The organism is Flavitalea sp. (genome assembly GCF_035489435.1).
Classification (GTDB): domain Bacteria; phylum Bacteroidota; class Bacteroidia; order Chitinophagales; family Chitinophagaceae; genus DATHKG01.
Genome location: NZ_DATHKG010000084.1, coordinates 28,069 through 52,874, shown reverse-complemented (window position 1 = coordinate 52,874; position 24,806 = coordinate 28,069). Strand labels below are relative to the sequence as shown.

At 40.0% G+C, this 24,806-nt stretch carries 23 protein-coding genes and 1 other RNA gene; 10 read left to right on the top strand and 14 right to left on the bottom strand.

Annotated features, from left to right (window positions below):
• From VK664_RS12740 to VK664_RS12720, 5 genes are all read left to right on the top strand, one after another.
• Positions 1–872, top strand: an 872-nt coding sequence (locus VK664_RS12740) for a ligand-binding sensor domain-containing protein (RefSeq protein ID WP_461399047.1), incomplete at its 5' end; no start/stop codon positions are given.
• Between the two features lie 205 nt (positions 873–1,077).
• Complete coding sequence (locus tag VK664_RS12735) at positions 1,078–1,233, top strand: hypothetical protein (protein WP_461399046.1); 156 nt, start codon at positions 1,078–1,080, stop codon at positions 1,231–1,233.
• 28 nt (positions 1,234–1,261) lie between these two features.
• Positions 1,262–1,432 (top strand): YceI family protein, encoded by a 171-nt coding sequence (locus VK664_RS12730; RefSeq protein WP_461399045.1) that lies wholly within the window; start codon positions 1,262–1,264, stop codon positions 1,430–1,432.
• A gap of 549 nt (positions 1,433–1,981) precedes the next feature.
• A complete protein-coding gene (locus VK664_RS12725; protein ID WP_461399044.1) occupies positions 1,982–2,479 on the top strand; it encodes a two-component regulator propeller domain-containing protein in 498 nt (165 codons plus the stop codon).
• Between the two features lie 346 nt (positions 2,480–2,825).
• Complete coding sequence (locus VK664_RS12720; protein WP_461399043.1) at positions 2,826–3,626, top strand: formylglycine-generating enzyme family protein; 801 nt, start codon at positions 2,826–2,828, stop codon at positions 3,624–3,626.
• Between the two features lie 42 nt (positions 3,627–3,668).
• On the opposite strand, the gene VK664_RS12715 is transcribed toward VK664_RS12720, so the two are convergent.
• From VK664_RS12715 to ssrA, 7 genes are all read right to left on the bottom strand, one after another.
• Positions 3,669–3,746 (bottom strand): hypothetical protein, encoded by a 78-nt coding sequence (locus VK664_RS12715; protein WP_461399048.1) that lies wholly within the window; start codon positions 3,744–3,746, stop codon positions 3,669–3,671.
• Between the two features lie 72 nt (positions 3,747–3,818).
• Positions 3,819–4,268, bottom strand: coding sequence for a hypothetical protein (locus VK664_RS12710; RefSeq protein WP_461399042.1), 450 nt, complete (start codon positions 4,266–4,268; stop codon positions 3,819–3,821).
• A gap of 496 nt (positions 4,269–4,764) precedes the next feature.
• Entirely contained in the window at positions 4,765–5,130 is a 366-nt protein-coding gene (locus VK664_RS12705) for a hypothetical protein (RefSeq protein WP_461399041.1), read from the bottom strand.
• A complete protein-coding gene (locus tag VK664_RS12700) occupies positions 5,127–5,546 on the bottom strand; it encodes a hypothetical protein (RefSeq protein WP_461399040.1) in 420 nt (139 codons plus the stop codon). The genes VK664_RS12705 and VK664_RS12700 overlap by 4 nt, the downstream gene beginning before the upstream one ends.
• 47 nt (positions 5,547–5,593) lie before the next feature.
• Complete coding sequence (locus tag VK664_RS12695; protein ID WP_461399039.1) at positions 5,594–5,818, bottom strand: helix-turn-helix domain-containing protein; 225 nt, start codon at positions 5,816–5,818, stop codon at positions 5,594–5,596.
• A gap of 283 nt (positions 5,819–6,101) precedes the next feature.
• On the bottom strand, positions 6,102–7,313 hold the full coding sequence (locus VK664_RS12690; protein ID WP_461399038.1) for a site-specific integrase: 1,212 nt from the start codon (positions 7,311–7,313) through the stop codon (positions 6,102–6,104).
• Positions 7,314–7,542: 229 nt separating this feature from the next.
• Positions 7,543–7,915, bottom strand: a transfer-messenger RNA (tmRNA) gene (ssrA, locus tag VK664_RS12685).
• Positions 7,916–8,692: 777 nt separating this feature from the next.
• On the opposite strand from ssrA, the gene VK664_RS12680 reads away from it, so the two are divergent.
• Positions 8,693–9,238 carry an ExbD/TolR family protein gene (locus VK664_RS12680; protein WP_461399037.1) on the top strand — a complete coding sequence of 182 codons (546 nt, stop codon included), beginning with the start codon at positions 8,693–8,695 and terminating at the stop codon, positions 9,236–9,238.
• A gap of 409 nt (positions 9,239–9,647) precedes the next feature.
• On the opposite strand, the gene rseP is transcribed toward VK664_RS12680, so the two are convergent.
• The 3 genes from rseP to VK664_RS12665 all read right to left on the bottom strand — a co-directional run bounded on the left by rseP (position 9,648) and on the right by VK664_RS12665 (position 14,042).
• On the bottom strand, positions 9,648–11,027 hold the full coding sequence (gene rseP / locus VK664_RS12675) for an RIP metalloprotease RseP (RefSeq protein ID WP_461399036.1): 1,380 nt from the start codon (positions 11,025–11,027) through the stop codon (positions 9,648–9,650).
• 310 nt (positions 11,028–11,337) lie between these two features.
• Entirely contained in the window at positions 11,338–12,507 is a 1,170-nt protein-coding gene (locus VK664_RS12670; protein ID WP_461399035.1) for a 1-deoxy-D-xylulose-5-phosphate reductoisomerase, read from the bottom strand.
• Between the two features lie 38 nt (positions 12,508–12,545).
• Positions 12,546–14,042, bottom strand: coding sequence for a GH3 auxin-responsive promoter family protein (locus tag VK664_RS12665; protein WP_461399034.1), 1,497 nt, complete (start codon positions 14,040–14,042; stop codon positions 12,546–12,548).
• A 158-nt stretch (positions 14,043–14,200) separates the two neighbouring features.
• Here VK664_RS12665 and rplU point away from each other — a divergent pair, with 158 nt between their 5' ends.
• The 3 genes from rplU (at position 14,201) to VK664_RS12650 (ending at position 17,024) form a co-directional block, all read left to right on the top strand.
• Positions 14,201–14,503, top strand: coding sequence for a 50S ribosomal protein L21 (gene rplU / locus VK664_RS12660; RefSeq protein WP_461399033.1), 303 nt, complete (start codon positions 14,201–14,203; stop codon positions 14,501–14,503).
• 95 nt (positions 14,504–14,598) lie between these two features.
• Complete coding sequence (gene rpmA / locus VK664_RS12655) at positions 14,599–14,856, top strand: 50S ribosomal protein L27 (RefSeq protein WP_461399032.1); 258 nt, start codon at positions 14,599–14,601, stop codon at positions 14,854–14,856.
• A gap of 476 nt (positions 14,857–15,332) precedes the next feature.
• Positions 15,333–17,024 (top strand): helix-hairpin-helix domain-containing protein, encoded by a 1,692-nt coding sequence (locus tag VK664_RS12650; RefSeq protein WP_461399031.1) that lies wholly within the window; start codon positions 15,333–15,335, stop codon positions 17,022–17,024.
• Between the two features lie 184 nt (positions 17,025–17,208).
• Here VK664_RS12650 and VK664_RS12645 read toward each other — a convergent pair whose 3' ends face one another.
• The 4 genes from VK664_RS12645 to VK664_RS12630 form a co-directional block, all read right to left on the bottom strand.
• Positions 17,209–17,655, bottom strand: a complete 447-nt coding sequence (locus VK664_RS12645) for a hypothetical protein (RefSeq protein ID WP_461399030.1) — start codon at positions 17,653–17,655, stop codon at positions 17,209–17,211.
• 125 nt (positions 17,656–17,780) lie between these two features.
• Positions 17,781–21,539, bottom strand: a complete 3,759-nt coding sequence (locus VK664_RS12640; protein ID WP_461399029.1) for a sensor histidine kinase — start codon at positions 21,537–21,539, stop codon at positions 17,781–17,783.
• A complete protein-coding gene (mazG, locus tag VK664_RS12635; RefSeq protein ID WP_461399028.1) occupies positions 21,511–22,317 on the bottom strand; it encodes a nucleoside triphosphate pyrophosphohydrolase in 807 nt (268 codons plus the stop codon). The genes VK664_RS12640 and mazG overlap by 29 nt, the downstream gene beginning before the upstream one ends.
• A 9-nt stretch (positions 22,318–22,326) precedes the next feature.
• On the bottom strand, positions 22,327–23,781 hold the full coding sequence (locus VK664_RS12630; RefSeq protein WP_461399027.1) for a DUF3667 domain-containing protein: 1,455 nt from the start codon (positions 23,779–23,781) through the stop codon (positions 22,327–22,329).
• Between the two features lie 100 nt (positions 23,782–23,881).
• Between VK664_RS12630 and VK664_RS12625 the strand changes: the two genes are divergently transcribed.
• A complete protein-coding gene (locus VK664_RS12625; RefSeq protein WP_461399026.1) occupies positions 23,882–24,712 on the top strand; it encodes a hypothetical protein in 831 nt (276 codons plus the stop codon).
• Positions 24,713–24,806 lie beyond the last annotated feature (94 nt).

The following is a 24,806-nucleotide window of genomic DNA, read 5'->3' as shown; positions in this document are numbered from 1 at the left end:
GTATGGTTCGGAATGTAAAGAAAGCTAGAAACGGAGACATTTTGATTGCTTCTTATTTGGGCGTGTTTCGATACGATGGAACATTTTTTACCAATCTAACAAGTAAAATAATTTCGCCACGCTTCTCTAGCTTCTGGGATGTTTTGGAAGATCGAAAAGGAAATCTTTGGTTCGCTTCCCAAGGCTCGGGTGTTTATCATTACAATGGGAAATCCTTTCAGCATTTTACAACCAAGGATGGGCTTGCCAATAACCAAAATCTTCATATTTATGAAGATAAAACCGGTAATATTTGGTTCGGAGCAAGCCGTTACGATGGGAAATCGTTTCGAAATTTTACCACAAAAGATGGATTTCCAAGTAACAGTATTCGTTTACTCCTTGAAGACAAAACCGGCAAGCTTTGGTTTGGTGCACAAGGAGAAAACTTGTTCGTTTATGATAGGGAAACATTTACCGTATTAAAAAACAAAGATGGAGAAGCGTTTAAAAACGTTTGGTCAATAATCGAAGATAAAAAAGGAAGCATTTGGTTCGGTGACAACAAAGGTCTTTGGCGCTATGACGGCAATACTTTCACTAAGGTATCACAGAGGGGTGCTTATGGTATAGTCCAGGATAAAAAAGGTAACATCTGGACTACTGGTGTGGTAAATCCTAATGGGAACGTATGGGCACTTTCCCGTTATGATGCAAAGTCCTTGTACGATAAAATGCCCACTGTAACAGAAATTAAGTCAGGACGGACAATGGATTTTTTGGGGATCTTGGAAGCTAATGATGGAAGTATTTGGTTTGGATCTGGGGGCGGAGTGCATCGTTATGATGGAAAGACATTTACAGACTTTAAAAGTGCAGCCGGTCAGCAATAACTCGTATTGCTGATTTTAAAATCATTTGACAATTATCATTAATCAACATCATTTCTTTAGTATGAATATCAAGCCATCGATAACTTTCTTACTTTGAATTATTGCTCCTTTTTTCTTTGGTTGCGGTAGGCCTATAAGAAAGGAAAATAAAAATAATTCATCGGCAAGCTCCTTATCCTTACATGTTGGGAATGAAAAATATTTTATGATAGATACGAAAGAAACCGTTGTGACATGGAAAGGATCCTACTTGTCGATGGGGGAAAATATAGGGTACGTCTATATATCAAGAGGTGAATGGATGATTGAGAAAGGTCAACTAGTGGGTGGCACAGTTGAAGTCGACATGAAATACCATTGAAGATAAAAACCATGGGAGCGATAATGAAATGGTTAATTGCTTAGAAAATCCTGATTTTTTTGATGTTAAAAAATTTCCTTTTTCTACCATTTCCATTACCAAGGTCAAATCAATGAATTTTGAGTATAGGGAAATTACCGGGAATTTAACCATCAAAGATATTACACCCAGTTACTTTTCCAGTCAAAATGGAAGTTAAGGAAAGGATTTTCGAAGCGAATGGTAAACTGGTCATTGATCGAACAAAAGGGGATGTCCGCTATGGATCAGGGATGTTCTATGATAATGTAGCTAATGACATTATTTCGGATTCCACTGAATTACATATAAAGATTGTAGGAAAGAAATAGACATCAGAATCCATAAAATGATATTAACTAAATCAGATCATGTTATTTGTATTCCGGTACAAGAGCTGTGAGGTTTTATTATTCTTATTAATCAAAAAAATAAAATGATAAAATACTTTCCCATCTATACTTTGTTCTGGGTGCTAGTGTTCCACACTTCCTGTGGACAAAACCAAACTGAACCCCATAAAGATAATATCAATTACAGTATCAAAGACACAGTTACTTCCTACGCGCCTGACCGAATAGTTCGTAATTTAAAAAAAGGCAGCAATGGTGCCATTTTGTTTACTTCGTCAGGTGTTTTCCGATAAGGGGGAGCAAGCCGTTATGACGGGAAATCTTTTCGAAATTTAACAACGAAAGATGGACTGCCGCGTATTGATGGTAGCGCTATCATGGAAGACAAAACTGGCAAACTATGGATTGCCACAGGAGACGGGCCTGGTTTTTATGATGGAAAAACATTTACCGTTTTAAAAGACAAAGATGGCAAATCATTTGGAGTCGTTTCGTCAATAATCGAAGATAAACAAGGTAATATTTGGTTTGGTGTCAAGGGTGGGCGTGGAAACGGTCTTTGGCGCTATGACGGCAGTACCTTTACAAACGTATCACAGGGAGGTGTTTATGCTATGGCCGAAGATAAAAACGGAAACATCTGGACTACTGGTGAAGTAAATTCTGGTGGGGGTATCTGGGCAGTTTCCCGTTATGATCAAAAGTCCTTGTGCAATAAAAAGCCCACTGTAACCGAAATTATGTCAAGAGGGCCAGCATTAATAGCAATTTTGGAAGCTAGCGATGGAAGTATTTGGATTGGCGCATCTGATGGAGTGTATCGTTATGATGGAAAGACCATCACTGACTTTAGAAGAAAAGCGGATCAGAAGTAAGGTGTATTGCTGATTTTAAAATCAATGGTTAATTATAATTAATCAATATCATTTCTGTAGTTTGAGTAACAAGCCATTGGCCACGTACTTCATATTAATTATTGCCCTACGCCTCGGTGCGTGTCTTCACGCACCGAAATTTTCGAAGCCGGTGTGTATTGGTTCGTGAAGACACCAACCAAGACGAAGTTTTTATTGACAAAGCTTAAATTTTTATTTACAAGCCAAATTCCTCAAGCCGAAAAATATCAAAGTAGATTCACTAAATCAAGTCAGATAGGATATGATAAATAAAAAAAACATCTATAACCCGGAGGTTCCAGAAACCCCGGCAAAAAATCCAGCAATGAAATACATTTTTATAGCTGTTCTGCTTATAGCGGCTGCAGGTATCCGGTGTTCGCAAAGCAACACGAAGACATCAGAAAAAGCAACCGCGGTTAATTCTGATTCTGTCATGACGACCGAGGCAACTGGAAATGGCATTGAGCCGGATATGGTAACGGTACAGGGCGGCAGGTTTGCTATGGGCGGCAATGAGAATAAAAATGAAATGCCTATACATAATGTTACGCTAAGTAGTTTTAAAATAGCTAAGTATGAAACTACGCAAGCACTATGGCAAAAGGTTATGGGCAGCAATCCTTTGTATCATAAAGGCTGTATGGATTGCCCGGTAAACGCTGTAGGCTGGGATGATGTACAGACATTTATTAAAAAGTTGAATACCCTATGCGGTAAGAACTATCGCCTGCCCACAGAAGCTGAATGGGAGTATGCTGCAAGAGGCGGTACAAAGAGCAAGAAATTTGAATATGCAGGTAGTAATGATATCAATGCGGTGGCCTGGACTTCTGTCAACAGCGGATCAAATATACTTCCTGTTGGACAAAAAGAGGCCAATGAATTGGGATTGTATGATATGTCGGGCAATGTATTTGAATGGTGCAACGATTGGTATGATGAAAACTATTATGGTAAAAGTCCGGAAAATGATCCGAAGGGCCCTGCAACAGGGCCGCATCGTGTTATCCGCGGCGGTAGCGGTAACTCGGCCATCGAACCCGCTATATGCCGCGTAGCCTATCGCATCCCCGTCCTGTGGGGCAACGGCAGTATCGGTTTCCGGCTCGCTTCTTCCCTTTAGTATACCGAATATCTTTGAGCTAAAATAAAAAAAGAGGTTTGCTTAAAGAGGCCGGGAGGTCTCAAACGCTTCTGGTAGATAAAGAATTTCCTCATCAGGGTCAATAAACCGTTTGATCAACCAGGGACAAACTAACGGTCAATTTTAGGACACCCACGGGTGATCCATTTCATAGTTAACAATCTAACTTCTTTAATAAACCCGTGACAATATTTCCATCGCCGCATCTTTCGCATGTACAGCTTCTGCGAACAGTTTCTTGTAAAAATAAAATAAAGCCAGATTATATCTGGGAAGGTCCAAAAAAAGGAAATCATTATTTTTGTGAGAGAAATAGAAATCCGGATTGTGCGTCTTAAAGATGACAAGAGAATGAAGATTTTTTTGTTTTGACTTAACTGTAATTCTTGCAAGCGCCTCGCGGATATTTTTTGTAGCGCTCCTTGGAGAATACTCTATGTTCGGATCGAGAACAGATAGAGAATAATCTGTCAGAAAGTCAATGGGTCCCTTCCCTTTCAATACGGAAAATTTTGTCATTAAACTAAATGCCTGGTATTTATAGTCGAGAATTTCTAGCCAGCGAATAATATCTTCGGTTTCTTCTTCATTGAAAAAACGACCCATTTTTTGATGACCCAAAAACAATTTTTGAACCCTCTTTTCCAATTCACTTAGCAGATCATTATTACAAGTTGCACAAACTGGGATAGTAGAACTAATATATTTATGCGACAAATTGTTTATTTGTGTCGTAAAGAACCGGTGAGGATTTTTTTCAAATACCCACTTAGGGAGGACGTGTTCTTCAGTTATATCTTTATCAACAGCGCAAAATAAACATATGGGTCTGGACGGCTTAGCTTTTGCTTTGCCTTTCTCCCGTGTGACGTAGTTATCATAAAGATGGTGATTTATGGTTTGCAGATTGCGTCTTGCGTTAATTCTTATCGTTTGGAAAACGATCACGTTTTAGGATTTAGTTTGCATTGTGGAGAATCTCAATTTCATTTTAATTGTCTGGCAAAATACCAAACTACGATCGAACATTTGTTAGGATTTTTTGGCGCGTAAGTACTTTACTTCGGAATTAATGGATCTTGACCCATTGGGGTATCTCCGTGACCATAAGCAGATTTTATTTTTCAGATGTTCCTTGATCTACTTTTTCTTTTGACTTTGCATGTTGGTAATAGACATAAATGGCGACCGCTACAAAAATTCCTCCAATAACATAAATTGTCCATTTCACTGAATTGGTTTTCGCATATGTGAAAGATACAGGTTTCTTAAAATCCTCTGCATTCTGTAATGCCATAACCGGCAGATCTAATTTGGATTTTAGTTGACGGTCAATGGTCATATGCTCTATGGCCGGGTTTTCCACGAGAATATCTGAATTCAGTAAACCAGAATATTCCTCCTTTGATAATGAATCTTTGATTTCATGCTTCAAAGCCATTAGCTGGTGAACAGGGTATGGGGCAGTGCGGGGATTAATCATTGTTTTTGCTTTTTCATTAAGTTATTGGTACGTTGATGGATGGCGTATAATTTCAGACGCTCATTCACCAGCTCTATTCCGAAAGAATGATACCAACGAATAGGCCGACCTGTGTCTAAGTGCAATACCAGGCTCCCAATTGTCTGATCAATTTCAAATTTGGTGAGAATCACCTGTTCGATTTTTTCGTTATTATAAAAATTACTTTTCATAAGTAATTCCAACTTTTGGTCGCATTCCCGCAACAACTTTTCAATGAAGTAACGATCCTGATCAAGGAAATTCTTTTTGTCATTGTAAAAGTTGATACGACATTGGGTCGAACAGTAAATTTGTCTACGGTCGTGAGGAGCAAATTCTGTTCCGCATGCTGGATTATTGCACGCGATTTCTTCATAGACTCTTTTAGATGGCATATTCCAAAGGTTTGGGAAGTTATTGATAGTTGGTTTTACTGATGCTTCTAAAGTTTGATGCGCAGCTGTTCCTGAATGGCTGGAATCTTATTTCGATTAACCGCATCCAATACATCACTATATAGGTACACAACTTTGCCACCAATATGAGAATAAGTGATCAGTCCCTGCGCTCTATAGTTTGCGGTGGTACGCTTAGAAACTTTTAAAAGTTTCTGGAGATCGATGTCATCAATTATCCATTCCGCTGCGGGTCGCTGGGCTTGCTGCACCTCGTAACGAAATACTTTAATCAGTTCTAAGAACTCCGGTCGGTTTCTAAAAGCTCCTTATTCTCAAGGACGTAGGGATTTGATTTCATAGTTATTTGGATTTAGATTAAAACGCAAAACTAGCGGTCATCTGTTATCAAATAGCCTGTGTGGAATATAAAATAACTGTCACAAAATTGCATTGACAGACATTGGTTATCAAGACTTTGCAAAACCCATTGTGACAGTTATTTATATTGTAGAACTATCGGTTACTTGTGGATAATTATTCTAATTAGAAAGGTCATTTAAATAGCCCATTAATCTTATGCATATCATGTTGGAGTTTTAGTGAAATTATTTTTGCGTAATGCTGAGTTTGCTTTAGAGAAGCATGACCGAGCATTGACGATACTGATTCGATTGGGACTCCATTCGAAAGTGTTACCGTGGTTGCAAAGGTGTGTCGGGCAAGGTGCATGTGAAGTTCTTTTGAAATTTTTGCTTCAGAACCAATTGTCTTCAGCCGTTGATTCATTTTCTGATTCGCCGATACCCGCCATTGAAAGTCCCGAAAATCTTCCGTCGGACTATATTTTTCCAGTATACGCCGAGCTACGCTCAACAATGGGATGATGCTCTCCTGCCCTGTCTTTTGCCGTGGTTTACGAATAAAAAATGTTTCGTCTCCTTCCTTTATGATATGATGTCTAGATAATTGCTTCACGTCACTATAAGCCAGGCCCGTGTAACAGGAAAACAGAAATATATCTCTGATCCGATCAAGGTCTTTGCTTTTGAGTTGAACGTTTGTCAACATTTCGATTTCTTCCTTCGATAGGTAGCCTTTCAAAATTGGTTTCTGCTTCAACTTGATTTCCTTAAAACCGTCAATCTTGACAGATCCAGCGCGAATTGCCGGCATCAAAACTGTCTTAAGAAACGAAACATATTTCCCTGCCGAATTGTGTGAAATATTTTTTGTTGACCGCAGGTAGCGAAAGTATTTGTCGAGAAAGCTGCTATCCAATCGATGCAGCGCATAGTTTTTGACTTTGAACTCCTTGACCAGGAATTCCTGGACATGCTTCGCACTGCATTTGTATTTATTGCAGGTCGCCATTGTAATGTCTATACCCAATCTTTTTTCTATCCGTATTTTTTCTTCTTCCAGGTAGTCGATAAGTAAAACAGGTCGTTCCTCTCTGCCACGCAATTTGTCAACTAATTCATCAAGAGTAAACTCTCCACCAGAAAACTTAAATTGATCAAAAAGATCATTGGCTTTGCGTTTGATCAACTCAAGGTTATTGTTCAAGGCGGCAGACTGCTTATTCAAATGTTTAAGCCTGCCTGATTCAGCATCCCAGTCTTTGAAATCGCAATACAAACCGGAAAATATATCGCGGCGTTCCTGGCGGTAAGTAATACGAAATACGATGGGATTTTTTCCTTCGGAATTTGCGCGCGTTTTGCGGCAGAGAAATGAGAATCGGATGTTTAATAACTGTTGCATTTTCTAGTGAATTTTTAAAGTTTAAAATTCTCTAGATGGTGCAAACTTTTAAAGTGCAGAGCCGGGCAACAAGATGCAATTCGATGCAACGGGGGCTTTGGATCCCGTTCTGGTCTCTGAAAGTACACCAAAGACGTGCTTTTTTTAGCACTTTGATGCATCCAAAGAAAAAATGCAAGTGTTGAAAACCAACAACTTGCATCTTTTTGCACTGCGTTGCATATGCTACCAGTGGAGGTGAGGGGAATCGAACCCCTGTCCAAACATATTCGTCGAAAGCTTTCTACATGTTTATTCCATCATTAGTTGTCGGGTTGATACAGGAGACGGACAAACCAATATCAACCTTAGCTGTATAGTCTTAAGCAATCATCACAGCCTTTGATTGCAGCATTCTGCGCTTGTTTTGAGTCGGCGGCGGAGCGGGTGGCAGACAGACCCACTCAAGCGGCCCTAATGACTATCTAATCACTGATTAGGCAGCCATGGCATACTGTGTATTGCCATTTGAAGTTTTGAATATTCAGATTAACGTGCTAATTATCCAACGCACGACATGCTTACACCTTCAAAGATCTACGCTGTCAAAACCAGGCACCCCCAATAAAGACCAGCCTGCAAATTTACGAAAAATATATAATCTGAAGAACGTAATCTTTCTGAATCTTTTTGAACGACAAAAAATTAACTGGTCTTTTAATCCAGATACTAATCCTGGTCCACCGGAAGAATGGGATTATTTATACTGACGATTAGGATTTATACAAACTTTTTAGCCGGACAGACTATTGAGAGGTGGGCAGAAATTCCGGGGTTTTAGATTTTCAATTCGAGGATAACTAAAAAAAACAAAATCCCCGATAAGAATAAAGGGGATTAAACCAAAACTAACTGCTTATGAGAAAACTTAAAACTTAAAATTCTTTATATTTTGCTTTTATTTTATGTTGTTGTTCTTGTTGTTGCTTTTTGTGTTGTGGTATGCCGCTGTTGATGATGTAAAGTAACATCAAAGATTTTCTACCTCCAACCACAAATGGATAGAGTGTACAAAATATCGAGGGAATTGCACAATTGAGACCATAGATTGCAAACGGATATTCCCTGGTTATCATGAGCCGGGCGGTTTCACTTGCCCGGATAGACTGCGATGTTTAAACACCAGCTTCATGTCTTCAAAACCCCTTGTTTTGTATTCATTTCACATTTGACGTGATTAACTGAATAATTGGTAACAAGATTAAATAATCTCTTTTGGTGAAAATCTGTGATAACATACCAGGATAAATTGCCAATCTGATTTTGTGGAATGTTTAATCATCAGCGTCTTAATACCAACAACGCCTTATTCTAACAGCGTCTTAATTTAAACACTATTTATGGCAGAAATTACATCAGCCGCCGCGGGTTCCAAACCCGGGAGACGGCGTGGGAAAAAATTGTCTACCCGTGTCGACCTCACTCCTATGGTTGATCTGGGATTCTTACTTATCACGTTTTTTATCTTTACCACAACCATGTCAGAGCCATCAGCCATGAAACTAATCATGCCGGCTGAGGGAGGAACAGAAACGCCGACAAAGGCAAGCGGGTCACTAACTATAGTCCCATTCAAAGACAATCGCATATTCTATTATCATGGAATACTGCAGGAAGCGCTGCAGGCGGGTCGCTTTGGCACTGTTGGTTATTCGTATGCAGATGGCATAGGCGAGGTGATAAGAGCAAAACAGGAAGCTATGGACCTCCTGAAGCCTATGTCAAGAAAAACAATGATGGTTATTGTAAAACCGATGAGCAATGCCAGTTATCGTAATGTTGTTGACATCCTTGATGAAATGACAATTAACGATGTTAAAAGTTATGCTTTGACCAATCTAAGCATAGAAGAAATGAAGATGTTGGCAACACAAAACCTCAATTGATGATTGCATCGGCATTACAAACATCAACAATACAACCATCAAGATACAGGCAACAACATTCAAACATCAACATTCAAGCATCAACATTCAAGCATCAAACATACAAGCATCAACATACAAGCAACAACATAAAACATCAACATAACATCATCAACATAACATCATCAACATAAATGAAGCCCAACGTTCATGATATGAATCCTTGACTGCTATGCTGATTGCTTCAGTTTCTGAATACACCAACCTCCTTAAATGCAAAAGGGATCTTTGATTGCTGCGATGTGTTGCATCGCACCGAAACAAAGATCCCTTTTAATATGTTATAGCTGTTTTGAGTTCTATCGAAACCCGTAAACAGCAGGCTTTAACTTAGACAGCAGAATTCATCATACAAAACTGCATTCATCGCTTATTTATTCCTGTTCCACCCGAACCAGTCGTTTCCGTTTGCATAAACCATCAAACCAAGCAGGAATATCATTCCCACGATCTGCGCATACTCGAGAAACTTATCATTTGGTTTACGGCCAGTCACCATTTCATACAAGGTAAACACAACGTGTCCGCCATCCAGTGCCGGTATTGGCAACAAGTTCATAAACGCAAGTATAATTGAGAAAAATGCAGTGATGCTCCAGAATGCCTGCCAGTCACCCCATTGTTTTGGAAAGATGGAACCCATAGATTTGAAACCACCCACACCTTTATAAGCACCCGTTTCAGGACTCAATATCTTCCTGAACTGATCGATATAAAATACCAGGTTATCAACCGCCATTCTAACACCTGCCGGAAATGATTCGATGAAACCATATTTTCTTCTTTCTATTTTCAGGATACCAAGACTATCCAATTCCTGCGAATAGCTGAAATGATAAACACCAAGTTTACCATCCGATGTTATGGTCGGATTAACAGTAAGCTGTTTGCCTTCGCGTTCAATTTGCAAAGCAACCTGTTGCCCGCGATGCGCATACAATTCAGTTCTCACATTGTCAAAAAACGGCGTCGTCACCGAATCGACAGAAAGTATACGATCATAAGGCTTAAGCCCAACCGATAAAGCGGGAGACGAATCTGCCACAATACCAACGATCATCGGAACTCTTGGTGTAAACAATGGAGTACGGCTCCTTTTCTTTTCGATCAGTTTACCCAGCAGATCCACCGGTAACTGTACTTCCTGCACTTTTCCATCTCTTTCAACAGTTACACGCTCACCAACCAGCAGCTTTTTTGGAATGTCGTCAAAATATGGAATCGGATCCTCGTTAACGGCAAGTATCTTATCTCCATCTTTAAGCCCCATCTGGTACATGACGCTATCCATAATCGTGATACCATTTTTCGCATTTGCATTCGGTAACTTTTCTTCACCCCAGGTAAATAAGATCATAGCGTAGATGAAGAAAGCAACAAGCACATTAACGGTAACACCGCCAATCATTATAATCAAACGCTGCCAGGCCGGTTTGCTCCTGAACTCCCAGGGTTGAGGAGGCTTTTTCATTTGCTCCTTGTCCATACTTTCATCCACCATGCCGGCGATCTTTACATAACCGCCTAAAGGAAGCCAGCCGATTCCATATACTGTTTCCCCAATCTTCTTTTTAAAGATCGAGAACCAGGGATCAAAAAACAGGTAAAACTTCTCCACCTTACACTTAAACAATTTCGCGGGAAGGAAATGACCAAACTCGTGAAGAATAACCAGTATGGAGAGAGATAAGATCAGGTAGAAAGCCTGTATCCCAACACTAGCCCAATCAATCGCCAAAAAATAAAACATATTCAGATTGTAGATTTTTAAAGAAGTTAAGATTGCGATTTTGATTTTTTATGAAACATCAATATTTACTAAACACCAACATTTGCATAACACCAATATTTTCTAACCACCAATATTTGCATAACATCTATTTGCTAAACATCAATATTTTCGAAAATATCATATTTGAAGATGCTTATAATTCAGCAATCGTTGTGTAATTTTTATACCGCGGCCCTAAATAGCAAAAGTTTTAACAAATTGCATTTGCTTTCGACTTTTACCAGGTTAAATGTTCATCCATTGAAACCAACCCCAAATCAGGCTCCTCTCACAATTTGATCAACGATGCGGCGAAATTACGAGCCTCGCCATCGCTTTCAAAATATTCTTCAAGCGTCGGATTTTTGATAAACGGCACATGATCCATGGTTTTTTCGATCAGGTCCGTCATGTCCAGGAAACCAACACGGTTTCTTAAGAACGCATAAACCGCAATTTCATTGGCAGCATTCAAAACACAGGGAACATTTCCACCTTTGTACATCGCATCCATTGCCAGTGTCAGATTGCGAAAGGTCTTTGTATCAGGTTCTTCGAAATTCAACTGCGCTGGTTTACGGAAGTCATAACGTTTCAGGCTACTGGGAATCCGGTGCGGAAAAGCCAGGGCATATTGAATTGGTAACTTCATGTCTGGTAAACCCATCTGCGCTTTTATGCTTCCATCTTCAAACTGAACCATGCTATGAATAATACTTTCCTTATGAATAAGCACCTGTACCTGGTCGGGTTGTAAATTAAAGAGCCATTTCGCCTCAATCATTTCCAGGCCCTTGTTCATCAAAGTAGCAGAGTCTATCGTGATCTTTGCACCCATCGTCCAGTTGGGATGCTGAAGTGCGTGATCCCGCTTTACGTTCACCAGGAAATTTGGCTTGCGACCAAGGAATGGCCCACCAGAAGCGGTCAGTATCACTTTTTCAATCCGGTTCCTCGTCTCTCCTACCAAACATTGAAAGATGGCAGAATGTTCTGAATCGACAGGGATTATCGGCGCGCGGTGTTCAACCGCTTTTTGCATAACGATATCACCGGCTACTACCAGTGTTTCCTTATTAGCAAGTGCAACCCCTTTCCCGGCTTCTATCGCCTTCAAAGTTGGTTTCAACCCGGCAAAACCAACAATTGCAGCAATCATCATATCATAAACATCCATTGATGCCACCTCTTCGAGTGCAGATTCCCCGGTAAATACCTTTATATTATGGCTTGATAATTCTTCTTTTACTTTTGGATATTTTTTCTCATCTCCTATAACAACAATATTTGGTTTGAAATGAATTGCCTGTTTTATGAGTAGTTCTTCATTGCTGTGGGCGGTAAGCACCTCAACAGAAAATGATTCGGGATTTGCACCGATCACGTCCAGTGCCTGTGTTCCTATAGAGCCGGTAGATCCAAATATTGCTATACGTTTTGGCGGATGACTGTTTGACATAAATTGAAATCAAAGATTAATAATACGCAGATAGGAAATTATTGTTCAACATACTTTTCGAGTTCCCCTGCAATGTTACGGTCGTTACTCAGTCTCGGAACCTTGTTTTGTCCGCCTAACTTTCCGAGTGATTTCATATAATCGATGAAACCATTTTTCTTCACGGGCCTGATCCTGAGGGGCATAAGAATGTTGCCGGTGATAAGATCATCGTAATAGATATTTTTGCCCCTGAGGTTTGTGTCCACCTGCTGCGCAAAATCAACCAGGTTACCGGGTTCATTGGCAAATTCAACAAACCATTCATGGTATGACTTTCCCTCAGCCTGGTTGATCATTGGCGCTACCGTAAACTCAGTTACATGCACGCCTGAATGTTCAGCTGCTTTCATAAGGCTATATTCAACTTCTTCGCCAATCACGTGTTCACCAAAAGCAGAAATAAAATGTTTGATCCGGCCGGTGACAAGTATCCTATATGGGTTGGTTGAAATAAACTTAATCGTGTCTCCTATATTATAACCCCATAAACCAGCATTGTTATTTATTATCAATGCATAGTTTATTCCGACTTCTACATCCTTCAATGCTATACGTTTGGGATTCGCAGCCTGGATTTCAGAAGCGGGAATAAATTCAAAGAAAATGCCGCTGTTAGTATTTAACAATAATCCCTCTGCCAGTTGTGTCTCCTGGAAAGCAAAAAACCCTTCGGAGGCAGGGAAACTTTCAATAGTAGCCACCGGCTTACCAATGCTGTCCATGAGTTTTGCGCGGTAAGGCTCGAAATTTACACCGCCATGAACCAGGACAGAAAGATTTGGAAAGATATCTTTTACGGGTTTTCCGGTTTTTGCCCTCAACCTGTCGAAATACATCTGGACCCATGGTGGAATTCCACTGATAAGGGTCATATTTTCATTAACCGTTTCTTCGACGATTTTATCCAGTTTGGTTTCCCAGTCGTCAATACAATTGGTTTCGTAAGATGGCAACTGGTTTTTCCGTAAATAACTGGGAATGTGGTGGTTTACAATACCGCTCAGCCTTCCTGTGGGGATCCCTCCAACCCTTTCAAGTTCTGGAGAACCTGATAGAAAAATCATTTTACCATTTGTAAATGCTGAATTACCTGACTCTGCTATATAGGAAAGTAGGGCATTCCTCGCCGTATTGATATGATTATCAATTGAATCTTTAGAAATTGGAATGTATTTTACCCCGCTGGTGGTACCCGAGGTTTTGGCAAGGTAGATAGGTTTACCCTTCCAGAGTACATTGTGTTTTCCTTCTTTGATTTTGTCTATATAAGGACGGAACTGTTCATAGTCCCGGATCGGAACCTGTTTTTTAAAGTCTTCATAGCTGCCTATAGTATTGAACTGGTGGTCTTTACCAAAGTCGGTATCCCGGCCCACCTTAAGCAGCTCTTTCAGGATATTCTCCTGGTCCTGAACCGCCGTTAACATTCCCTTCCTGACTCCTTTATATATAAAGTTGGCAAATGGTTTTGCCAGAAATGATTTAATCTTCATAACCCCTTCTGATCGTTAGGGAAACAAACCTAGTGAAAAAAATGGGAAACAGGCAAGGGAGAGTAACCGGGGAAGGTAAAAGTCAAAAAAAATACGCATCAATTCTTTCTATTTAGCATTCATTCCCCTACCTTTGCAATCCTAATTTTTGGAAAGTTATGTACGCAATTGTTAAAATAGCAGGTCAGCAATTCAAGGTCCAGAAGGACCAGACTTTATATGTACCTCATGTTGGTGGAAACGCCGGTGACGCATTAGAGTTCTCAGATGTATTGCTCACAGATACCGATGGTTCTTTAGCTGTTGGCGGTGATGTTAAGGCAACCGTGAAAGCCGAAATCGTTGATCATGTTAAAGGTGATAAGGTTATTGCCTTCAAGATGAAAAGAAGAAAAGGTTTCCGCAAGAAACATGGTCATCGTACTCATTACACAAAAATCAGGATCAGCGAAATCGCATAATTTCAATCATGCATAACCGATTTTGGTTTTATGCGTTTCGATTTTAATGCTTTCTGCTTATCAATTTTTAAAAAAAACAATTAAAACTTTTTTGTATGGCACATAAAAAAGGTGAAGGTAGTGTAAAGAACGGTCGTGATTCACAGAGCAAAAGACTCGGTGTAAAAATCTACGGTGGTCAACCTGCTATATCCGGTAACATCATCGTTCGTCAACGTGGCACTGTTTATCATCCTGGTAAAAACGTTGGTGTTGGAAAAGATTATACATTATTTGCATTAGCAGATGGTGTTGTTGAATTCAAAAAAACAAGAAACGATAAGACCATCGTTAACCTTGTACCAGTTGCTTAAGTAAGTTTTCAAGGCTTTACTTCGTTGTCTCCTATAATATTTTTTTAACAAAATGTGAAAAAAATTTTTGGCGGTGTCAAATTAGTTTCTATTTTTACTGTCGATAATGTTTTTTTACTAACCGTTAAATTCACAAAAACATGGCAACAAAGAAAAAAGCAGCAAAAAAGGCTGCAAAAAAAGCTGCTCCTAAAAAGAAAGCTGCTAAGAAAGCTGCAAAGAAGAAATAACTTCTCACAAGCAGAACATATTAAGTCCCTCCATCGAAAGATCGGAGGGACTTTTTTTGATACCATGCCTGATCAGAACCCGGTAAATCTACAAATCCCTTCCCTCCAAACGTAGTCTGGCAGCCCCTTTCAACCATGATTCAGTTCCTCGTACTCCAGGCACTTACAAGTTAAAAAGATTCCGGCCCCTCCCCCCTTTTTAAACTAAAAGTTGAAATTGATCGCATAACAATTTATTTTCGATCCATGGCATATGACAATTATTATATCGCAGACCAGTTCGCAATGCTTGCAAAACTGATGGATATCCATGGTGAAAATAGTTTCAAATCCAAATCATATTCGGTGGCAGCATTCAATATTGAAAAGCTCCCGGATCAATTATCAACGATTGAAAAATCAAAAATCAGTTCATTAAAGGGTATAGGAGACTCCAGCTCGAAAAAAATTATTGAGATACTCGAGACCGGTAGACTCAAGGTTCTTGATGAAATAATTGAAAAAACTCCACCGGGAGTAGCCGAAATGTTGAACATAAAAGGACTCGGTCCAAAAAAGATTTCGACAGTCTGGAAAGAAATGAACATTGAATCGATTGGGGAATTATTATACGCCTGCAATGAAAACCGTTTGACCCTTTACAAAGGTTTCGGTGAAAAAACCCAAAAGAACGTCCAGGAAGCTATTGAATTTTACACCCTTCACCAGGGAAACTTTTTATATGCCCAGGTGGAAGATCACACCAATAAGATAACTGCAGTTCTTGCCAATGCATTTCCAACTGAACTATTATCGGAGACGGGTACTTTTCGTCGTCAGCTCGAAATTATTACAAGTCTTGAATGGATAACAACCATCGGCGAAAATGAACTCACCCGCTTTTTTGATACGCTCGGATACAAGCTATATGAAAAGTCTGACACCAATATATCATTCAAAGGAGCCGAAAACTTTATCCTTCAATTCGAGGTTGCAAACCCGGAACTTTATTATAAACGACTGTTCCAGACAAGTTGCAGTGAAGATTTTTTAAACGAATGGGATATGCGCTACAAAGGCTTATCTTATGATGGTCTGAAGTCGGAAGATGAGATTTTTGCCAGGGCGGGTTTACCTTGCATTCCCCCGGCAATTCGTGAAAAACCGGCGATACTGGCAAAATTGGCCGCCGGGTATTCACCGGAACTCATTCAACCAAATGATATCCGGGGAATTATTCATAGCCACAGCACCTGGAGTGATGGTTCAGATTCCCTTGAAACAATGGCCAAAGTCGCAATCAGCCAGGGACTTGAGTATCTTGTAATCAGCGATCACAGTAAATCAGCATTCTACGCGAACGGACTCCAGGAAGAGCGGATCCTTCAACAACATGCTGAAATTGATGCTCTAAACCTTAAGTTAGCGCCTTTCAGAATTTTTAAAAGTATTGAAAGCGACATCCTGAACGATGGATCATTAGATTATCCTGAATCTGTGTTAAAACGCTTTGACCTTGTGATCGCATCGGTACACTCAAACCTGAAAATGTCTTTGGATAAAGCAATGGCCCGGTTACTTGCGGCCATTTCAAATCCATATACTACCATCCTGGGGCATTTATCCGGGAGATTATTACTTAGCCGGCCCGGATATCCGCTCGACTATCCCGTAATTATTGAAGCTTGCGCAGCCTACAATGTTGTGATCGAATTAAATGCCCATCCGAGAAGGCTCGATATGGATTGGCGGTGGATTGACCTTGCCATAGATAATAACGTAATGATCTCGATAGACCCCGATGCACATACCGCAGATGCGTTTAATGATTGCCGTTATGGTGTGCTTGCAGCTCAAAAAGCCGGTGTGGAAAAAAAACATAATCTTAGCAGTTATACTCTGGCAGAATTTAAAAACTTCCTGGCAACAGTTGTCGCAGCAAAACGGGTTAATAAATAAGTTATGGTTCGCGTCGGCACAAGCTGGCCGAAACATAAAATATGGAATCATAAGGATATCCCGGACTTCAAAACAAAACAGCAGGGACGATACGAATCGTCCCTGCTGTTTTGTTTTGTATTAGGTTGTAAATCTGTTTCTGTCCGATCTCACTAATAGAGTACCGCTATCATCAAGTCAGCGTTTAAATGTTTTTTGGAGATTTTTTATAAACCTGGAATGCACCACCCTCACTTTTAAGGACCAGCTTGCTATCTGCATTCTCAAGAGTTACATAATATGCATCAGAACCCGGAGTTGCATATTCGAAAATATCACTGATCCAGTATTTTTCAAAATAAGACCTGAGTTCAAGATTCATATTAAGCGGAAGATCAGTGACTGCAACGTTTTTCGAAATTCCCAGCATCTTTGCGTCAGGTGAAAAGTGAGCCGCAAGATATTGGCCATCCCATATAAAATTGGCGGTAGTGATCATGGCGACCTGGTTCCAGCTTACTGACTGCGCAGCAGAAAAATGTTTTGTAAAAGTTTCAGTTAATTTTTTGTTTGCAGGAACTGGTTCTGTGTTTGCAAAAGTTGTTGCTATAAAAACCAAAGAGACTGTTAAGAGAGAAAATAACTTTTTCATGATTCAAAATTTATTGTTGTGAGCTATTGTTTTTTAATTCCTCACAAAGATATCTTTTGAACCCGGCGGTATAGCGTAAATGAGAGGAGTGACCCATTTTATGCGACGAAACGGGAATAAGCAGGTTATAATTGTCCATGCAATGGAAGTTTTACATAAAAAGTAGTCCCTGTTCCTTCATTGGTTTCAAGCCATATATCACCCTGGGCCTGTTCGGCAATACTCTTGCTCATGGCTAGTCCAAGCCCAGTACCCGAAGACTTGGTAGTAAAGTTTGGAGTGAAAATTTTTGATTGAATATGTTCAGGAATACCGTCACCATTGTCTGAAACCGAGATTATCACATCATCTCCCAGTAATTCTTCCCTCATAATAATAATGATCTCTTCTTTATGTTCGCTGGCCTCTACCGCATTTTGCAGCAGGTTTGTGAACAGCCTGTTCAATTGGGTTTTGTCAGCCATCATCATAAGACGGTGATCCAGTTTTTCCCAGGTAAAATGCAATCTTTCCGTTGCTTCATATAATAATGTAAGTGATGAAAGCAACTCATGCAGATCAAAAACTTCATTACGTGGATTGCCGATATTTGCAAACTGTGAAAAGTCTGAGGCAATCTTTGACAGGTGATCAATTTGTTCTATTAAGGTATTAGCCACGCTCCCGGTCATTGCTTTTACATTTGGCGAATTGTTATCAATCGCTTTCTGAAGATATTGGATGCTCAGCTTCATTGGTGTCAACGGATTCTTTATCTCGTGAGCAACCTGCCTGGCCATCTGGCGCCAGGCACCTTCACGTTCACTTTTTGCAAGAGCATCAGCACTTTCATCCAGCTTTCGAACCATCTTATTGTATTCGTTTACCAACTCTCCTATTTCATCCTTACGTTTCCATTGTATTTCCTGGTTGATCTTATTCAAATTGATATCACGCATCTTCTGACCTATAATGGTAAATGAAGAAGTGATCCGGTTGGTGATCACAAGCGCAATGGCACCTGCCACTAAAAATATAAATGCATTGAGGTTGATTACCGTTACTAAAAAGTTTGAGATCTCCTGCGTCAGCTCTCCCTGGTTTCGAAATGAAGGCACATTCAGGTAGGCATAAGCCCTGCCATCTTTATCACGGATGGGACAGTATATGCTCTTAAAATCAGTGCGTCCCAGCTTCTCTTCGGTTACAACCTGGATCGCGCGCATATGTCTTAACTCGAAAAATGCTTCGGGGTTCATTTTTTCACTTAACACTCCTTTCTGATAAATTAACGGGTTTGAATAAACTTTCAGATTTCCAAGGGTATCATAAAAGTTTACATCAGAACCGTGAATTTCGGTGATCTCCCCCATCAGTGCCTCCAGGTCGGCCGTTGAACTATCGCTATACAACATCATGGCATTGATAACGGTATTTTCATTTCCAAACCGGTTCTGTAATTCATTGATCATGATCTTGATGGTGCTTGTAAGACTATCCCGCTGATCCCTGTCATAACGATTGATGAAGAACAGTATAGTAGCAACCCCGATAACCAGGAAAGATAAGAGGCTCACCATTATGATCGTACTATGGATCTGTGACCTGATACTAAACTCCCAGTATGAACGCAGAACCGGCAAACTCAGGCGGCTCCTGACTATCAGAGCTCCAAGCCGGTAGAAAGCGAGCAGAAAAAGGAAAGTAGTGAAGAGATAGGAAAACAGCGTAATCGCTTCAAGAAAGGAAACATTCTTCTTAGCGATGATAATTATATTATTGGCCGACCCCTTATACCAAAGCACTTCATAGTTCTTAACTTTTTCAATCTTAAACTCAGTTTTTGGCAATTCTGCAGGTTCAAGATAAGTGGGAAAAGGATAATCATTATAATACCTTGACAAACGCCGGTTCACATAAATCGCATACGAATAACCCTGGGTATAATCCGGCACCATCTCCTTGGTACCCTGGAACAGTTCCGGGACCAATGCTTCGCTTTTGTATCTCTTAGGTTCAGCGACCATGAAAAAATATCCTACGACGGTACTGTCCCCATCCTTCACTTCTTTTTTTATGATATATGAAACCTGGTCAAAAGACTTTTCATAATAGGTTACATCATTTAAATCGGTCTTTTTACTTTGAACAGTAAAGATGGTGTTTAGTGTATCAAAAGAAACCGGCTGGTTGGTTTGCAGTGGGCGATAAGAATCATCGTACAAATAAATTTTTGTATCGTACCTGTCGACATAAGGACCAAAACTTTTATTTACAATACTATCTTTCAGGTATTCGCTTTCCTGGGGATTTTTGAAACGTTCATAGTTTGGATACAGGAAATCGTTATCAAGATATGCAAAGGCAATACTGAGTAAGTTACCAACAGAAGGATCTGCTTCCAGAGATAATTTTTCTGCAAATCTTATCCTTGATTCAAATTCAATTTTCCGGTTTTCAAATATGATGACAGCTGCAATCGAAAATGAAAACACAAACAGCCAGAAAAGTACTTCGGAGACATTCAGCCTGAAACGCAAACCTGAAAATAATTGTTGCTGAATCATCATCAGGAACAACAACAGCCAAAGCAAAACATAAAGGTTAAGTTCAACTACAGTATTGTTTTTGGTAAAGGTCAGAATCAGCAAACCCACTGCTGCACTGATGATCAGGCTGAAATAATAATTGCGGTAGATGAGCTTACCGCAGATAGTTAGTAAAATCTGTGCAAGAAAAAAGTAACTGAGTGCAAGTGTTGCCAGGATTGCAAACCCTATGAAACTGTAGCGTGAAAGGTTATCTATATTGATAACATTAAAAGAAATTTTCGCATCTGCAACAAGGCTCTGCAGAATATCTGCAAAAACAAAACTTGCGCTGACCATAATTGAGAGGAGCACAATTACAGACAACCAGTTTTTCCATTTTTCCTTAAATGGTTTGAAAGGATAAGTTGCTATCCGCCGGTTGATAAACAACATCAGCCACGAACAAAGCAATGAATTGATAAGCAGGTCACCCAGGGAACTTAAGAGGAAACTGGAACTGTAGATTGACGGATCAAATAATTCAAACTGTCGCAGATTCAGAAAACCAGGATAGTAATAAGTTGCAAGACGAAGTACAAGGATGGTAATAAACATAAAACCTACCCCGGCCCAAAGCCCGTACAACCTGTAAATATAATTAGCCTCCTGGTGCACATATACAACCAGGATGAAAATGCCACCCAACACAAAGATGAAGGACCACCAGTTGTTTTGTCTTCCATCTGGCTGGATTTCTGCAAGATAAAAAAGGATTTGTCCGTGGAGACTTTTAACCGGGTAGTTGGTTGGCTGAAGTGAAATATCGACTAATTTTTCCGCTCCCGGATATTCTGCGAACTGCCTGATGAAATTTGTGTTCTGTACAAAGTATTGTGTTAGTACGGGTATCAGCGCATCAACCGTATATTTTTTACCGCCACTCAGGGTAACAGTCTTGTTTACATGCACAAACTTACCACTGCTCAGCCCGAGTAGAGCCACTGTATCCCGCTCCTCCCATAATATGCCGGTTTTAATAAGATGGGTATTCCAGAATCTCAGCTGGTGATCATATGTAGTATCCTGATCGTAAACAAACAGCCCGTATCTTTTTTCTTCAAAAAGTAGCTCTGATAATGTTTTTTCGGAATAAGTACCTTCAACTATCGATTGAAGCAGTGCTGTGTCTTTTATTAAATCTTCAAAATCCTTTTCCTTGTCCTGGATTTTATCTTCAATTGCGCGGGAGTAGTAAATTACAGAGGTCGTCCTTACCAGGTACTTATTGATGAGCCATCCGAGAATAAACATCCCGATAGCAGCAACCAGTACATAAATATTTTTTCTAAATAGACTTTTTTTCAGGGCCTTCAATGGCAGTGTTTTGTTTTTTTATCGAGTTCCAAATGGCATCCATTTCCTCAAGAGACATATCAGTCAGCGCTTTACCCTCCTGCAGGGCCTTTTTCTCCATGGAAGTAAAACGGCTTATAAACTTTTTGTTTGTGCGTTCGAGTGCGTTCTCCGCGTCTATCTGCAAAAACCGTGCATAATTGACCATAGAAAACATCACATCTCCAAACTCATCTTCTATTTTATCGGGATCGCCAAGCGCTTCCGCTTCTTTCAGTTCAGCAATCTCTTCCCTGACTTTTTCCCAAACCTGTTCACGATTGTCCCACTCGAAGCCGACTTGTTTTGCCTTTTCCTGTAACCTTGTGGCTTTGACTACTGAGGGTAATGCTTTCGGAACCCCGCCCAGTACCGATTTTTTCCCTTCTTTTAGCTTCAGCTTCTCCCAGTTCTGTTTTACTTCTTCTTCATCCTTAACGGTTACATCGCCGTAAATATGAGGGTGACGGGCTATGAGTTTTTCGGATACGCCCGTAATAACTTCTTCCAGCGTGAACTGATTTTGCTCCGTTCCGATCTTTGCATAAAAAAGAATATGAAGCAAAATGTCACCTGCTTCCTCCTTAATACCCTTCCAATCTTTATCGGTTATTGAATCAGCCAGTTCATAGGTTTCTTCTATAGTAAGTGGCCTTAGCGTTTGAATGGTTTGTTTCTGGTCCCAGGGGCATTTTTCTCTTAAATCATCCATGATCTTAACCAGCCCCATAAATGCATTCGCAACGGATTCGTTTTGCATAAAAATTAGTTAAAGCCTCAACAGCGCAATAAAAAAGAATAACACGAACAGTAAGGTGATAGTGGTAAAAGACAGAATATTCAGAAGTATAAACTTCAAAATGGTTTTACCTCTTCCCTGTTCATAAAACTTCCGCATCGATTTGTAGGCGTAATAGATCCCATACAAAATGAAGAGGAACATGATCAGGCCAAGCCACCAATAATCCCAACGCTCCTTCAATGCACGTAAACCGAAAAAGACGAGTAAATGCAGGAATGTGAATATATAAAGGTAGATGAGGAACAGGCCATGATCTGCATAGAAAAACCTCTTTCTTCTTATATATAATAATTTGAGAAAAAGTGCATACAATGGTAATGATATGAACAATAGATAGGGAAAGGTATGAATGAACTTGTCGAGCAGATCCTGTATCAACTCACCCTCATCATCTCCATATCGCTGTTTGAATTCAATATTCTGGTAGGCAAATCTCCTTTTGATCCAGCCATCCCTGGCCTCGGGAGGCAAAGTTGCCTGTACTGAATCATATTCAGCACGACTGTCATAGGCATTCATAAAAGTCTTACTAATGTCCAGAATACCGAATTCACGATTCTCTGCAGGTTCGGACTTTGACCCGGAATCTTCGTTTTTGTCTGACGAATCCTTTGGCGTTTTTGAATTTGTTATTTTAGATGAATCTTTTGCATCTGTCGGATTATTTGTACCTGAAGATTTTTTGGTTCCGGATGAACCATTTTTGCCAGATGAAGCATTTGTGCGGGTAACATCATTTGTAGCAGGCGAATCAACAGTGTCTGATGAATTATACCGATAGATCCTCTTTTTTGTGACTGAAGTATCATTGTTAACCGAAGTATCCTTTTTATCCGAAGTATCCTTTTTAACAGTAGTAGTCTTTTTATCCAGGGCATCTCTGGCAGCTGGCATTTCGTCTTCATCACGATCGTTGTTTTCAGCCTTGATATCGTTTTCATCAATCGTCACATCGATCGGTAACCGCCCGATCATCCTGAATGTTTTTTCAATCTGGGCGGAATCTTCTTTTGTACTTGCGGTTTTCAGAGAACGTGCTTTTGCTACAGCCATTGCTGCTGTTTGCTTTTTGTCCTGCCGTTTTTTACCAAGCCCGAGGTTCCGTACATCAAATACCGAATAAAATATCAGGAAAAAAAGTGCCGAAGTAAATACGTACATACGGATGGGATGCAGATATCTTGCGCGTCTTCCGCTCAGGTATTCCTTTGGAAGAAAGCCGGGTTTCGTAAAAAGCAGCTTCCCTGTACTGAAAAACTTTCCATCAAAGTGAGTGATATCCTGGAAGAAATGTGAAACCAGGCCCCATAGTGATTCCTTTGGTTCTGTGTTTTCCTGGCCGCATACCTGGCAATATCTGCCCTGAACTGTTTCACCGCAATTAAGACAATTCTTTTCCGCTCTCTCTTTGGAATGGGACACTAATTTTAAATTTTAGCTAAAAATAAGGAAACAGGCTATTTTACAGAAAATTTTAGACAGCTTGCAGCATTAAAACAATGCATTTTACGTTATCAGCACCATGAAACCTATTTGTTTTTTCTTTCTCATATTTATTACTGCATTTTCCGCTTCCGGCCAGGTTTATTACAAAGACATCATTGCTACCAGGGACCTGACAAAAAAACAGCAGGATTACCGTAAGAACAGTGTAAAAGCTGTTGACTATTCCAGCTTCGATGCCAATAACCAGCCGATAGAAGGTTTCTCCTGCCAGCAAATGGTGAGTCCTGACTTCAGCTCCATAAAAACAGTCACAAAAACGACACTTTCCGGCACTACAGAAAGCACATCCTGGTATAATCAAAAGGGTCAGCTCGTACGAAGTGTTGATACTGCAGATGGAAATAAAATCAATACAGAATACAGTTATGACGCTGCCAACCAGCTTGCCTCAATAAAAAGCATTTCTTTATCGCCCGGCCAGGCAAGCAACCAGGAACAACATCTTTGGTTCTACAACCAGCTGGGAAAACCAGAACGCGCACTTAAAATAAAAAACGGAATTGATACTACTTATATCAGTTTCGTGCTGGATGAAAAAGGAAATGTTGCTGAAGAAAAAAGTGTCCGGAAAAAGCAGGCCCTGCCAACTATTTATTATTATTACGATGAAAATAATCTGCTCACTGACATCGTTCGCTACAACAATCGCGCAAAAAAACTACTTCCCGATTATATTTTTGAATACGAAGATAAACACGTAGCCACTATGCTGGTTTCCGAAGAAGGCACGGGCGATTACCAGAAATGGTATTATAGCTATGATGACAACGGCCTCAAATTACAGGACGCCTGTTACTCTAAATCCAAAACCCTTATCGGACGGGTCGAATACGCTTATAAATTTTAGCGCCCGTTTATCTCAGGATTATTAAATATCAACACTCGTATATCTTTTTCTCATCTCAAACACCCGAATCAGGAATGTATTGTTATGAATGATT

Coding starts and splice junctions, on each gene's coding strand:
- VK664_RS12725 (WP_461399044.1), top strand. CDS start 1,982: ATGGAAGACAAAACTGGCAAACTATGGATTGCCACAGGAGACGGGCCT.
- rplU (WP_461399033.1), top strand. CDS start 14,201: ATGTACGCAATTGTTAAAATAGCAGGTCAGCAATTCAAGGTCCAGAAG.
- mazG (WP_461399028.1), bottom strand. CDS start 22,317: ATGCAAAACGAATCCGTTGCGAATGCATTTATGGGGCTGGTTAAGATC.
- VK664_RS12690 (WP_461399038.1), bottom strand. CDS start 7,313: ATGCAACAGTTATTAAACATCCGATTCTCATTTCTCTGCCGCAAAACG.
- VK664_RS12735 (WP_461399046.1), top strand. CDS start 1,078: ATGATAGATACGAAAGAAACCGTTGTGACATGGAAAGGATCCTACTTG.
- VK664_RS12700 (WP_461399040.1), bottom strand. CDS start 5,546: ATGCCATCTAAAAGAGTCTATGAAGAAATCGCGTGCAATAATCCAGCA.
- VK664_RS12670 (WP_461399035.1), bottom strand. CDS start 12,507: ATGTCAAACAGTCATCCGCCAAAACGTATAGCAATATTTGGATCTACC.
- rseP (WP_461399036.1), bottom strand. CDS start 11,027: ATGTTTTATTTTTTGGCGATTGATTGGGCTAGTGTTGGGATACAGGCT.
- VK664_RS12720 (WP_461399043.1), top strand. CDS start 2,826: ATGAAATACATTTTTATAGCTGTTCTGCTTATAGCGGCTGCAGGTATC.
- VK664_RS12705 (WP_461399041.1), bottom strand. CDS start 5,130: ATGATTAATCCCCGCACTGCCCCATACCCTGTTCACCAGCTAATGGCT.
- VK664_RS12645 (WP_461399030.1), bottom strand. CDS start 17,655: ATGAAAAAGTTATTTTCTCTCTTAACAGTCTCTTTGGTTTTTATAGCA.
- rpmA (WP_461399032.1), top strand. CDS start 14,599: ATGGCACATAAAAAAGGTGAAGGTAGTGTAAAGAACGGTCGTGATTCA.
- VK664_RS12665 (WP_461399034.1), bottom strand. CDS start 14,042: ATGAAGATTAAATCATTTCTGGCAAAACCATTTGCCAACTTTATATAT.
- VK664_RS12650 (WP_461399031.1), top strand. CDS start 15,333: ATGGCATATGACAATTATTATATCGCAGACCAGTTCGCAATGCTTGCA.
- VK664_RS12730 (WP_461399045.1), top strand. CDS start 1,262: ATGGTTAATTGCTTAGAAAATCCTGATTTTTTTGATGTTAAAAAATTT.
- VK664_RS12625 (WP_461399026.1), top strand. CDS start 23,882: ATGAAACCTATTTGTTTTTTCTTTCTCATATTTATTACTGCATTTTCC.
- VK664_RS12680 (WP_461399037.1), top strand. CDS start 8,693: ATGGCAGAAATTACATCAGCCGCCGCGGGTTCCAAACCCGGGAGACGG.